The organism is Cupriavidus sp. 05T41, from assembly GCF_056396525.1.
Map to the genome: position 1 here is coordinate 21,853 of NZ_JBFTLQ010000077.1, position 13,379 is coordinate 35,231.

Consider the following 13,379-nt stretch of genomic DNA (forward strand, 5'->3'; position numbering starts at 1 on the left):
ACGCCAGCATCGCTGGCGCCGAGAACAAGGAGACCTGGCATGGCCCACATTCTTCGTCGCCGCAGGGCGTTGCTGCTGGCCGCGCCCGCGGCATTCTGCGGCGCCTGGCTTGCGCGCGCGCAGGCTGGCGGCTTTCCGGACAAGCCGCTGCGGCTGGTGGTGCCGTTCGCCGCGGGTGGCCCCGTCGATGGCATCGCACGCATGCTTTCGCGCGAGATGGGTACCAGGCTGACGCAGCCGGTGGTGGTGGAAAACCGGCCGGGCGCCGGGGGCATCATCGGCCTCGGTGCCATTGCCAACGCGCCGGCCGATGGCTACAGCATGGTCCTGTCGTCGATCACCCTGGTCACGAATCCGGCGTTGATGCCGACGCTGCCTTTCGCGGCGGACCGGGACTTCGCGCCGGTCACGGTGGTCGGCTTCATCCCGCATGCGCTGGTGGTGCGCGGTGATTATCCGGCCCGCACGCTGCAGGACCTGGTCGACATGGCGCGCAAATCTCCCGGTACCATGAACTACGGTTCGTCCGGGAATGGGACCTCCGCCCATCTTGCCGGCGCGATGTTCGCGCAGCGCGCGGGCATCCGCGCCGTGCACGCGCCTTACCGCGGCGCCTCGCCGGCGCTGACCGATCTGCTGGGCGGGCAGATCCAGTTCATGTTCCTCGACGTGCCGACCGCCTTGCCTTACCTGAGGTCGGGCAAGCTGCGCGCCCTGGCGCTGGCCCCCAGTCGCGGGGCGTCGGTGCTGCCCGATGTCCCGACCATTGCCGCCTCCGGCTATCCCGGATTCGATATCCACGCCTGGTATGGCATCCTGGTCCGTAGCGGCACGCCGGCCGATATCCAGCAGCGGCTGTACCAGGAAGCGCGGCGCGCTATCCAGAGCGAGCCCGGGCAGCGCTACCTGAAGGCACAAGGCATCGAGCCCGGCGGCATGGCGCCGGCCGAGTTCGGCGAGCTGATCCGCAAGGACMTGGCCAGCTGGCGGGGCGTGGTCGAGCAACTGCATATCGCCCTCCAGTAAGCCCGACAAGCCCGACAAGCCCGACAAGCCCGACAAGCCCGACAAGCCCGACAAGCCCGATCATTCCAGCAATTCCAGCAATTCCAGCAAGATCCCTCCGGAGCCCCAATCATGCGAATTGTCATTCCCGACGACTACCAGCGCTGCGTCCGTGAGCTGCGCTGCTTTTCCCGGCTCGCCGGTCACGACGTCGCCGTCTTCCATGACAACGTCAAGACCCTCGATGCGCTGGCCGACCGCTTCGGCGCAGCCGACGCGCTGGTGCTGACGCGCGAGCGCACCCAGATCACGGCGGCCCTGCTCGACCGCMTGCCCGGGCTGCGGCTGATCAGCCAGACCGGCAAGGTCGCCGGGCATATCGACCTGGATGCCTGCACGGCGCGCGGGATCGCGGTGGCCGAGGGCACGGGGTCGGGCGCTGCCACGGCGGAGCTGACGTGGGCATTGATGCTGGCAAGCCGCCGCCACCTGGTCGCCGAGGTCAACCGGCTGCGCAGCGGCGGCTGGCAAGGCGCGCTGGGGCAGGAGTTGCGGGGCCAGCGGCTTGGCGTCTGGAGCTATGGCCGCATCGGCAGGCAGGTCGCCGCCTACGGCCGGGCCTTCGGCATGCAGGTCTGGGTGTGGGGCCGGGAAGGGTCGGTGGCGGACGCCCGGGCCGACGGTTTCGAGGTGGCGCCGTCGCGGGATGCCTTCTTTGCCGAAAGCGATATCATCAGCCTGCATATCCGGCTGAACGCCGAGACCGAGGGATTGATCGGCGCGGCCGACCTCGCGCGCATGCGCCCGACCGCGCTGCTGGTCAATACGAGCCGCGCGGAGCTGGTGGCGCCGGGGGCGCTGGCGGCGGCACTGCGCGCCGGCCGCCCGGGTTTTGCCGCGGTCGATGCCTACGAGCAAGAACCGGTGCTGGACGCCGGGCATCCCTTGCTCCATCTTGACAACGCGCTCTGCACCCCGCACATCGGCTTTGTCGAGCGCGACAACTATGAGGCGTACTTCGGCACCGCCTTCGACAACATCAACGCCTTCTTTGCGGGCTCGCCGCAGAACATCGCCAACCCCCAAGTCCTGGCGGCCCTGCGGGCCTGATGCGGCGAGGCTCGTTGCCGCATCCCCGGACGCCGGCGGACGCGCGAGCCTGAGCGCCGTGCCCGGCCAGGGGCGGCGGCGCCCGCCCGACGCGGCGGTTGGCGCCGCCGCCCCGATGGCCTCCCGGGCAGGCGGCCCGCATGGGTCGCGGTCTTCGGCACCACCATCCCCACCATYCCCACCATCCCGACCCACCCGCGTCATGGCACCCGGCCATGCGGCGCGGCCCTGATCATGCCCCTGCGTGCAATACTGGATGCATATACAGTGTTGCGCGGCGTGCGCGCGCTGGYAGGAAGGGCGAGCGTGGAATGCGGCCTGACACTTCCCACGCAGGCACCCGCGTGAGAGCATGCTGGCTCTGCCAGTTGATATGCCTCGGCAGTATCCGCGCTATTGCTGGATAATTGCGGGGCGATGCGGCCACTGCGGGTTGTTTTTCCGCAGGGCGCCGGAGAAAGCCGCATTCAAGGGCTTCCCGGCCTGGCAGCGCGCAATGCTGGTAGTGCCCGGTGGGGACCGGGCGCGGAGGGAAATGGAGTCTTGCCCGCCGGGTTGACGGGGCAAGGAAAACAGGCAGGACTTATCGCGGCATCGGGCCCGGCACCGGCCGCGATCATAAGAAGACGATTTGCATCAATACAATTTTGCGGGGTAAGGCTGTGATACGACATGGACTTTGCGGGTTGCTGCTTGCGCTGTGCTGTCTGGGCACCGCAGTCGCGAGCGGACCTGATTGCTCACGCCCGTTCACGCTAGCGCTGCATGACCATGGCCTGCTTTATTCGCTCGAAACCGATACAGGCATCGACAAGGATTTCGCCGACGAACTGGTCCGGCGCAGCGGCTGCCAGGTCAGGGTCAGCCTTATGTCGCGMGCCCGCATCTGGAAGCTGATCGAGTCCGGCGCACTCGATTTCAGCCTGTCCGGCATCGCCAGCGCCGAACGCAATCAGTACGCCTCCTTCGCCTGGTACTTCAGCAATAAATACTATTTGCTGGTGCGCAAGGACGCCGGCATCGGCAAGCTGTCCGATTTCGAGCATAACGACCAGTTTCAACTCGGCGTGATCCGCAGTTTCCGCTACAGCGATTCCGCCAACCAGCTGGTGGACAAGCTCGCGGCAGCCAACCGCGTCAGCCAGGCCGGCGGGCTGGAGCCGCTGTACGAGGCGCTGGTGCGCCAGCGCATCCAGGGCATGATCATCGAGCCCTTCGACTACCCGGCTCTCGACGCAAAGCGGATTCGCGATGTCACCGCGGTCGTCGAGTTCAACGACCCGGCCGTTCCGCACGGCCTGATCATGTCGAAGAAGGCGCTGCCGGTGGCCGAGCAGGACAAGTGGCGTGCGCTGGTGAACGACATGCGCGCGGACGGCACCGTGCGCCGGATCTTCGAGAAGTACTTCAAGCGCGATCTGGTCGACTCCATGGTCGATTTCAAGGCACCGCTGTGAGCTGGGCTCGCCTGATCCTGCTCCCCTTGCTGATCCTGTGCACCGGGCTCGGTGTGACATGGGCAGTCTGGGACCACGAACGGCAAGCCTCCCGGCATGAAGTACAGTCCCAGTTCGATTTCGCGCTGGGCGATGCCGTCAGCCGCATCGAGCAGCGGATGGCCACCTACGAGCAGATGCTGCGGGGCGTGCATGGCATGTTTGCCGCCACCGGCACGATGGACCGCGGCAGTTTCCGCGACTACGTCGGCGCGATCAACCTCGATGGGAACTTGTCCGGCATCCAGGCCGTCGGCGTCGTCAAGTGGGTGTCGGCGCCCGGCAAGGACGCCCATGTCGAGGCAATGCGCCGGCTCGGCATCGCCGGCTACGACATCCGGCCCGACGGCGCGCGCGGCGGCTACGCCCCGATCATTCAGCGCGAACMGTATGCCGAAGCCAAGGCGCGMGTGCTCGGCTTCGACGCCTGGGCCAGCCCCGAGCGGCGGCTCGCCATGGAACGGGCGCGCGATTMGGGCCTGGCCACGGTGTCCGGGAAGGTGCAGCTGGCCGTGGACGCGCAGGCGGACGAGGACCCCAGTTTCGTGATGTACCTCCCGTTATATGCGCGCGGCCAGCCACAGGATACCGTCGCCCAGCGTCGTGCCAGCCTGGTGGGCTGGGTCTACGCGTCGTTCCGCATGCGGGAGGTGATCGCCAGCCTCTACGGCGAGCAGCCGCCCGGCCTCTCTCTGACCATCTACGACGGTGTCGAGCCATCCACGGCGGCACTTCTCTATCGTTCGCCCGACGCCAGGGCGGGGCACCCGGGTTCAGCCTTGTCGGCCAGTGAGTACCTGGTCGTGGGAGGGCACAACTGGATGCTCTCCATGGCCGCCCACCATGACTTCAAGGCCCGCTTCGGACGCAACTCGCAGACACTKATCGCCGGCACGGGCGCGGGCCTGAGCCTGCTGCTCGCGCTGCTGGCCTGGGTCATGGTGACAGGCCGMAGCCGCGCGCTGCGGCTGGCCTCCAACATGACCAGGGAACTCCGCGAGAGCGAAGAGAAATTCCGCGCCATCGCCGACTGCACGGTCAACCTGGAGATCTGGTGGGGGCTGGACGGCAAGCCACGCTGGATCAATCCGTCGGTCATGGAGTACACCGGCTACGCCGTGGAAGAATGCCTGGCGATGCGCGACTTCGCCGGCACCCTGGTCCATCCCGAAGATTTTCCGCGTGTCGCGCTTGAGCTCCTGAAGGGGCGCCAGGGGCTTCGCGGCGACGATCTCGAGTTCCGCTGCCTGCGCAAGGATGGCTCGCTGCTCTGGCTTTCMGTCTCCTGGGGGCCATTCCACGATGCCAGGGGCATGTTCACGGGCTTCCGGCTCAGCGGGCGCGACATCACCGAGCGCAAGCTGCTCGACGCCGAGCTTCGTATCGCCGCGGTCGCCTTCGATTCGCTGGAAGGCATGATGGTCACCGATGCCAGCGGCACTATCCTGCGCGTCAACTCGGCATTCACCGAGGGTACCGGCTACACGGCCGACGAGGTGGTGGGCAAGACGCCGCGCATACTCAAGTCGGGGCGTCATGACGAAGCGTTCTTCCGTGACATGTGGGACACCATCCACCGCGTGGGCGGATGGCAGGGCGAGATCTGGGATCGCCGCAAGAATGGCGAGATCTACCCGAAATGGCTCACGATTGCAGCGGTGCGCGKACGGGACGKGCGGGTGACGCACTATGTCGGCACGCATCACGACATTACCGAGCGCAAGATCGCCGAAGACCGGATCAAGGAACTGGCCTTCTTCGATGCCCTGACGCGGCTGCCCAACCGTACCTTGCTGKCCGATCGCCTGAAGCAGGCCATCGCGGTCAGCGCGCAGAGCGAAGCCTCCGGCGCGTTGTTGTTMGTTGACGTAGACAACTTCAAGACGCTCAACGATACGCTGGGCMACGACAAGGGCGACCTGCTGCTGCAGCAAGTCGCCGAGCGCCTGACCGCCAGCGTCCGCGAGGGCGACACGGTGGCACGGGTAGGCGGCGACGAATTCGTCGTCGTGCTCGGAGGCCTGAGCGGAAACCGGCAGGAAGCGGCCAGCCAGACCGAAGCGGCGGGCGAGAAAATMCTCGCCGTTCTCGGCAATCCCTATCATCTGGCCGGCATCGAGTATCGCAGCACCGCAAGTATCGGCGTGACCGTGTTCAAGGGGCATCAGGCCTCCATCGATGAGCTCCTGAAGCAGGCCGACCTCGCCATGTACAAATCGAAGGAAAGAGGGCGCAATGCGATGTGCTTCTTCGATCCGACCATGCAGGCCGTCGTGGTGGAGCGGGCCGCGCTCGAGGTCGGCCTGCGCAAGGCAATCGACGAAGACCAGTTCCTGCTCCATTACCAGGCGCAGGTGACCATCGACAATCGCATCACSGGCGCCGAAGCGCTGGTGCGCTGGCGGCACCCCGTGCGTGGCATCGTGTCGCCGGCCGAATTCATCCCCCTGGCCGAAGAGACCGGGCTGATCCTTGCGCTGGKGAACAAGGTGCTGGAGATCGCCTGCAACCAGCTGGCGCGCTGGGCGCGCCAGCCAGGGATGGCCCATCTCACGATCGCCGTGAATGTCAGCGTCCACCAGTTCCGCGCCCCCGACTTTGTCGACAAGGTGCTGGGCATCATCGAGCAGACCGGAGCGAACCCGAACAGGCTGAGGCTGGAGCTKACCGAGAGCGTGCTGGTGGACAATGTGCAGGACATCGCCGAGAAAATGTCAGCGCTCAAGGCCATGGGCGTGGTTTTCTCGCTGGACGATTTCGGTATCGGATATTCGTCGCTGTCCTATCTGAAGCGCCTGCCGCTGGACCAGCTGAAGATYGACCGCTCGTTCGTGCGTGACATCCTTGTCGACCCGAACGATGCCGTCATCGCCAAGACCATCGTGGCGCTTGCGCGCAGCCTCGGGCTGCAGGTGATAGCCGAAGGCGTCGAGACCGAAGCGCAGCGGGACTTTCTTGCCGGCGCGGGGTGTTATGCCTATCAGGGCTACCACTTCTGCCACCCGCTGCCGATCGAGGATTTCGAATCGTTCGTAGGCGGGTTTGAATTCCGCCAGCGCGCATCCGAGCTATCGGCGCAAGAGGATTGAACGCCGGATGGCGGGTGTGCCGTGGCGCCCGCACCGGGCCGGCATGCCCCGCCCGCATCCCAGCGGATGCGCGCATGGTGTGCGGGAACGCGCCGCCGGCCCGGCCTTGCCCGCGTTCCTGCCGACGGTACGGCCGAGCCTTGTGACAGCCAGCCGGCATTTCTCGCCGGGATCTGTGGCCGCGGTATCCGTTTGAGCTTGAGCGTGCTCCATGGCGCATATTCGGCGAGCCGCCGGCGGGGCTGCCGGCACCTGGCCGCGGTTCGCGCCGCACCGGCCAACGCGCACGGCGCGGCATGCCCGKAGCCGCCGTCGGCGGTCTACTATCAGGTCTGGTATCGATGCGGAAGCCAGGCCGCGCCCCCGCACCGCGCTCGCTATCCGGCGCCGGCTCCGAACCGGCGCGGATGTCACAAGCCGGGGGTGCCAATCGTCTAGAGGCTGCCATGAACGACAAGACCGACACCTTTACCCGCCTTCGCCCTCGCTTGCAGGGCATCGCCTATCGCATGCTGGGCTCTGCCGCCGAGGCAGAAGAAGTCGTGCAGGACGCCTGGCTGCGCTGGCACGAAGCCGCAAGCGAGGATCTGGACAGTACGGAGGCCTGGCTGGTTTCCGTCACCACGCGCCTGGCGATCGACAGGCTGCGCACCGCCAAGGTCCAGCGCGAACACTACATTGGCACATGGCTGCCGGAGCCGCTGCTGTCCGAATCCCCGGTCACGCCAGAGCACATCCTGGAGCGCGCCGACGACGTATCCATCGCCTTTCTCGCGATACTGGAGCGCCTGGGGCCCGAAGCCCGCGCAGCGTTCTTGCTGCGGGAAGTGTTCGATGCAGACTATGGCGAAGTGGCMGAGGCGCTGGGCAAGACCGAGAGCGCATGCCGGCAGATCGTCCATCGCGCGAAGATACAGTTGCAGGACGAGCGGCCCCGCCATGTGGTCCCCCGCGAGACCCAGCTCCGCCTGTTGCGCGGGTTCGCCGACGCCGCGACACGCGGCGAGTTCACCGCGCTGAAAGCGATGCTTGCCGACGACGCGCAGCTGATCGGCGATGGCGGMGGCAAGGTGCCGAGCTTTGGCGTTCCGCTCGTCGGTGGCCAGCGTATCGCGCAGCTTTTCCTCGCCACAACGCTGCGGTATCCCGGCGCCATGCAGTTCGAAGTCGTCACGCTCAATGGCCAATGGGGCCTGCTGCGCTTCATCAACGGCGCGATCGAATCGGCCCTGGCCATCGAAACGGATGGTGAGCGCATCGTGCGCATCTATGTCCAGCGCAATCCCGACAAGCTTGCGCGCATTGCCGCCGCGCTGGGTCGGGAGCTCGCTGTCACAAACCAGCCCCCTCAGACGTCTTGAGCATGTGTATCCCAAGCACTTACTCAAGGTGAAAACATGAACCAGCCGCGACTCCCCTGGACCGATATCTCTCCCAAGGCTTATCAAGCGATGGTCGGCGTCAGTGCCGCCACGGCAAAGTCTTCGCTCGGCGCGAGCCTGATCGAACTCGTGCAGACCCGCGTCTCGCAACTCAACGGCTGCGCCTTCTGCCTCGACATGCATGCCCGCGATCTGCGCAAGCAAGGTGAGACGTGGCAGCGCATCAACAGCCTGTCGACGTGGCGCGAGACCGGCCTGTACAGCAATCGCGAGCGCGCCGCGCTCAACTGGGCCGAGACGATGACGAAGCTCGTCGAATACCACGGCAGCCGTGATGCCGATTTCGATGCGTTGAAGTGCCAGTTCAGCGATCAGGAAATCGTCGAGCTGTCCTGGACGATTGCCCAGATCAACGCCTGGAACCGCATGGCCATCGGCATGCAGCTGCCCGTGGCGGAAAAGCCTATCGAGTAAAGCCCAACGGGTAGACCCCATCGGGTAGAACCCATGGCGCAGAGCGCCGCAGCTGGCCTGGATTACCCGATCGAGGTCTGGGCCAGGAAGCGGCGCTGGCCGGCAGGGCAGTTCTCCCGCCGGCCAGCGATGAGGCCGCTGCCTCCGATGATTACCACTTTCATGTCGTGTCCTTCTTCGTCGAGAAATTCGGGGCGGCGACATCATGTAGCCATCCCTGTGGCACAGGACGTTTCATGAGGTCCGCTTGTGACAGGCCGGGCGAATAAAGTCACGGCCAGCCGGGTTGCGGTCGCCCGCGCTCGACATGCATGTTCGTCATGGCACCGCACGTGCTCCCGCAGGGGCTTTGTTACGCATGGGGCATGTGCCGCACAGGGCGAACGCGCCGGCCGGGCGAGCAGATGGCACTGGCAAGTGCGGTCTGAAGTGCTAGGCTTAACTGGCCACCCKGCACCCGGCGGCTCTGGGGCAACGCTGCAGAGCCGCCACTGCGAGTTCGCAAAGCGCCATGGACAAGCCCATCATCATCGCGGTCGACGACGATCCCGAGGTCGTGGACGCCGTTGCGCGCGACCTGCGGCTGGGCTACGGCGAGCACTACCAGGCACCGTGCCTGGTGAAGGTGGCGATMGACCGGGACAGCCTGGCGCAGATCGCGGCAGACCTGACGGCGCCGCAGTTCATCGCCTGCATGCACTGGCTGGTGGCCACGCTGGACCTGCGCGCGCTGATGGAAGAGACGCGGCGCGGCGCGCAGCGTATCTCCGAGATCATGCGCGCGATCGTCATCCGCACCCGCCGCGAGCTTGACTGCGCCGTGGTCGAAATCATCGACAACKGCCCCGGCATCGCGCCCGATGTCATGCCGCATCTGTTCGAGCCGTTCTTCACCACCAAGCCGCCGGGCCAGGGCACGGGGCTCGGCCTCGATATTTCCTACCAGACCGTGGTCAACCGGCATGGCGGGGCCATCCACGTCAAGTCGCATCCCGGCGAGACCACGTTCCAGGTCCGCCTGCCGCTCGCGCCGCAAGAGCCCGCGCGGGATCCACCCCCCTGACCGCAGGAGCCGACGCCATGGATACCAGGACCCAGCCAGCCGAAGACCAGCATCGCGCCACCGACCCGCCCGGCCGGCAGATCCCCGGGCAGGTGGTCTTCGTACTGCAGGGCGGCGGCGCGCTGGGCGCCTACCAGGCCGGTGTCTACCAGGCGCTGCACGAAGCAGGCATCGAGCCCGACTGGGCGATCGGCACGTCGATCGGCGCGATCAACGGTTCGATCATCGCCGGCAACAAGCCGGAGAACCGCCTGCCGCGGCTGCGGGAGTTCTGGGAGCGCGTGGCGCAGCGCGGGCCGCTCGGGCTGACGCGGCTGCTTTCGGGCGGGGACAACACCTTGCAGAACCTGGCCACCCTCACGCAGGGCATCCCGAACTTCTTTGCGCCCAATCCCGCCGCCTGGCTGGGGCTGCGCATGCCGCTGGGCGTGGACCAGGCTGGCTTCTACTCCACCGCGCCATTGCGCGAGACGCTCGGCGCGCTGGTCGACTTCGATTACCTGAACCAGAAGCACATGCGGCTGACCGTCGGCATGGTCAATGTCTGCAGCGGGCGGATGTGCTACTACACCAACCGCGACGCCGCCCTGAGCATGGAGCACCTGCTGGCATCCGCCGCGCTGCCGCCGGGATTTCCGGCCATCCGGATCGAGGGCGAGGCGTACTGGGACGGCGGTATCTGTTCCAACACCCCGATCGAGGCCGTGCTCGACGACTACCCGCGCCGTGACTCGGTGATCTTCGCCGTGCAACTCTGGCCGGTGCAGGGGCCGGAGCCGCAGACGATCTGGGAAGCGATGGKGCGGCAGCGGGACATCCAGTATTCGAGCCGCACCGAGACGCATCTGGCGCGCCAGAAGCAGTTGCACCGGCTGCGGCACGTGATCCGCGAACTGGCCAGCCATATTCCCGAATCCGAGCGCGGCACGCCCGTGGTCAAGGAGTTGCTGGGCTGGGGCTGCCATACCACCATGCACGTGGTGGAACTGAAGGCGCCACCCTTCGGCGGCGAAGACCTGACCAAGGATATCGACTTCAGCGAAGATGGCATCGAGGCACGCTGGAACGCCGGCCATGCCCATGGCAGGCAGGTGATCGCGGCCGCGCCCTGGCATGACGCGCTGGACCCCATCGAGGGCATCGCCGTGCATGAGACGGTGGGCGTGCCAGGGTAGGGCCGTCGCATGCGCCGTCCCGTACGGGCGCCTTTTCGATTTCGCATMGCCCCKCGCAGGCATGGTGGGCCACACGCGCGCGGCTGCCCACCGGTTTCCGCGGGTTTTCCCTTTCTTGAGTTCTGCCTCTCCATCTTATTTAATTCAACGTGAATTAATTAATAGCGCGACCCGATCGAGAAGTGATTCGCACGGCGCCTGAACAGTCTTCGGAKACAGCATGACCTCTGGCAAATCCGGCCGCGGCGTCAATTCCGCCAGCCTTCGGCTCTACAACGAGCGCGCCTTGCTGCTGGCCCTGCGCCACGCCGGCGAGGCGTCCAAGGCCGACCTGGCGCGCATGGCGCAGCTCACCAACACCGCGGTGGGCAGCATCGTGCAGTCGCTCACGGAGGAAGGCCTGATCCACGCGGCGGGGCGCCGCCAGGACGGGCAGCGCGGCCAGCCGGCCAGCCTGATCCGGTTGGAGCCCAAGGGCGCGTTCGGCATCGGCGTGCGGCTGGACCGCGCCAGCATCGAATGCGTGATGGTGGACTTCGGCGGCGAGATCCTGGCCAGCCGCGCGCACCAGATGATCCTGCCGCATCCCGAGCAGGCGCTGGCGCTGGTGCGCGACGACGTGGCCGCGCTGCGCGCGCAGCTGGCGCCGGCCGAGCGCAAGCGGCTGCTCGGCGTGGGCGTGGCCCAGCCCTACAACCTCGGCGCCTGGCTGCGCGAGCTGGACCTGCAGGACGCGGCGTCCCAGGCTACCTTTCGCGCCTGGGACGCGGTGGACTTCGCCGCCGAGCTGGCCGATGCCACGCAGCTGCCGGTGTTCGGCGAAAACGACGGCACCGCCGCCGCGGTGGCCGAGCTGTTCTACGGCGGCCACCATGCCCAGCACTTCCTCTATGCCTTCCTCGGCCCCGCCATCGGCGGCGGCGTGGTGCTCAACGGCGATTGCGTGCGCGGTGTGTCGGGCAATGCCGGCGACATCGGCATGATGCCGGTGCCGCCCAGCAAGCTGGCCTCGGCGCCGCCCGGCGGGCGCAGCCGCGACATCCTGCTGGCGCGTGCCTCGCTCAACGCGCTGACGCGCCACMTGCGGCACCATGGCGTGACGGTGGACAGCCATGCCGACCTCGAAACGCAGGTGCGCGCCGGCCATCCTGCCGTGGCCGAATGGCTGGACGACTGCATCGACGCACTGGCGCCGGCCATGCAATCCGCGCTGGCGGTGCTGGACGTGCMGCTGGTGATCCTCGACGCCGATATCGACGCCGGCCTGCTCGACGCGGTGATCGCGCGGCTGCAGCGCGCGCTCGACGACAACGCCCCCGAGGCCCGCCGTCCGGCCCGCGTGATGCGCGGCTGCTTCGGCGCCAACGCCGGCGCGGTGGGTGCGGCCTCGCTGCCGATGTTCATGAAATTCTCGCCGCGCGCGGAGCTGCTCAAGGGCGCGTCCGCCATCATTCCGGAGGCCAACCATGCCATCGTCTGACCAAGCCGCCACCAACGCCACTTTCGCCACTATCGCCACTATCGCCACCGACAACCCGGCGCCGCTGCTGGCGCTGCGCAATATCTCCAAGACCTTCCCCGGCGTGCGCGCGCTGCGCAACGTGGAGCTGACCGCCTACGCCGGCGAGGTGCATGCGCTGATGGGCGAGAACGGCGCCGGCAAGTCCACGCTGATGAAGATCCTCTCGGGCGCCTATATCGCCGACCCCGGCGGCGAATGCCGCATCGACGGCCAGCCGGTGCAGATCGACGGCCCGCAGGCGGCGCGCGCGCTGGGCGTGGCGGTGATCTACCAGGAGCTGAGCCTGGCGCCCAACCTGAGCGTGGCGGAGAACATCTACCTGGGCCGCGCACTGCAGAAGCACGGACTGGTGGCGCGCGGCGACATGGCGCGCGCGTGCGAACCCACGCTGGTGCGCMTCGGCGCGGACTTCCCGGCCACCGCCTGCGTGGCGGGCCTGTCGATCGCGCAGCGGCAGCTGGTGGAGATCGCCCGCGCGGTGCATTTCGATGCGCGCATCCTGGTGATGGACGAGCCCACCACGCCGCTGTCCACCCACGAGACCGACCGGCTGTTCGCGCTGATCCGGCAGCTGCGCGGCGAGGGCATGGCCATCCTCTACATCAGCCACCGCATGGCTGAGATCGACGAGCTGGCCGACCGCGTCACGGTGCTGCGCGACGGCGGTTTCGTCGGCACGCTGGAGCGCGCCGCGCTGACCCGGGCGGCGCTKGTCAAGATGATGGTGGGCCGCGATCTGTCGGGCTTCTACACCAAGACCCATGCCAAGCCGGGCCAGCATGGCGAGGTGATGCTGTCGGTGCGCGACATGGCCGACGGCCGGCGCGTCAAGGGCTGCAGCTTCGAGGTGCATGCCGGCGAAGTACTGGGGCTGGCCGGGCTGGTMGGTGCCGKGCGCACCGAGCTGGCGCGGCTGGTGTTCGGCGCCGATGCGCGCGTGCGCGGCGAGGTGCGCGTGGCCGGACCGGCCGGGCTGGTGCCGCTGCCGACGGGCGGCCCGCGCGCCGCCATCGACGCCGGCATCGCCTACCTGACCGAAGACCGCAAGCTGCAGGGCCTGTTC

Annotated in this window: 10 protein-coding genes; all 10 read left to right on the top strand. The window is 67.5% G+C overall.

The annotated features are described in order from the left end of the window. The first annotated feature begins 39 nt into the window (after positions 1-39). The gene (locus AC1DKV_RS31955) at positions 40-1,026 is read left to right on the top strand and encodes a tripartite tricarboxylate transporter substrate binding protein (RefSeq protein WP_477138882.1); all 987 of its coding nucleotides are present in this window, start codon (positions 40-42) and stop codon (positions 1,024-1,026) included. Between the two features lie 111 nt (positions 1,027-1,137). Next, a complete protein-coding gene (locus AC1DKV_RS31960; protein ID WP_477138883.1) occupies positions 1,138-2,115 on the top strand; it encodes a D-2-hydroxyacid dehydrogenase family protein in 978 nt (325 codons plus the stop codon). 662 nt (positions 2,116-2,777) lie between these two features. Continuing rightward, on the top strand, positions 2,778-3,572 hold the full coding sequence (locus tag AC1DKV_RS31965) for a substrate-binding periplasmic protein (protein ID WP_441622511.1): 795 nt from the start codon (positions 2,778-2,780) through the stop codon (positions 3,570-3,572). Further along, positions 3,569-6,700, top strand: a complete 3,132-nt coding sequence (locus tag AC1DKV_RS31970) for a bifunctional diguanylate cyclase/phosphodiesterase (RefSeq protein ID WP_477138884.1) — start codon at positions 3,569-3,571, stop codon at positions 6,698-6,700. Before AC1DKV_RS31965 ends, AC1DKV_RS31970 begins: the two co-directional genes overlap by 4 nt. A 446-nt stretch (positions 6,701-7,146) precedes the next feature. Beyond that, a complete protein-coding gene (locus tag AC1DKV_RS31975; protein ID WP_441622485.1) occupies positions 7,147-8,061 on the top strand; it encodes an RNA polymerase sigma-70 factor in 915 nt (304 codons plus the stop codon). Positions 8,062-8,097: 36 nt separating this feature from the next. Further along, entirely contained in the window at positions 8,098-8,556 is a 459-nt protein-coding gene (locus tag AC1DKV_RS31980; protein ID WP_441622487.1) for a carboxymuconolactone decarboxylase family protein, read from the top strand. Positions 8,557-9,067: 511 nt separating this feature from the next. Further along, a complete protein-coding gene (locus AC1DKV_RS31985) occupies positions 9,068-9,619 on the top strand; it encodes a sensor histidine kinase (protein WP_477138885.1) in 552 nt (183 codons plus the stop codon). Positions 9,620-9,636: 17 nt separating this feature from the next. After that, positions 9,637-10,794 (top strand): patatin-like phospholipase family protein, encoded by a 1,158-nt coding sequence (locus AC1DKV_RS31990; protein ID WP_477138886.1) that lies wholly within the window; start codon positions 9,637-9,639, stop codon positions 10,792-10,794. Between the two features lie 220 nt (positions 10,795-11,014). Next, positions 11,015-12,274 (top strand): ROK family transcriptional regulator, encoded by a 1,260-nt coding sequence (locus AC1DKV_RS31995; RefSeq protein WP_477138887.1) that lies wholly within the window; start codon positions 11,015-11,017, stop codon positions 12,272-12,274. Beyond that, a partial coding sequence (locus AC1DKV_RS32000; protein ID WP_477138888.1) for a sugar ABC transporter ATP-binding protein occupies positions 12,261-13,379 on the top strand: 1,119 nt, incomplete at its 3' end. The genes AC1DKV_RS31995 and AC1DKV_RS32000, both read left to right, overlap by 14 nt.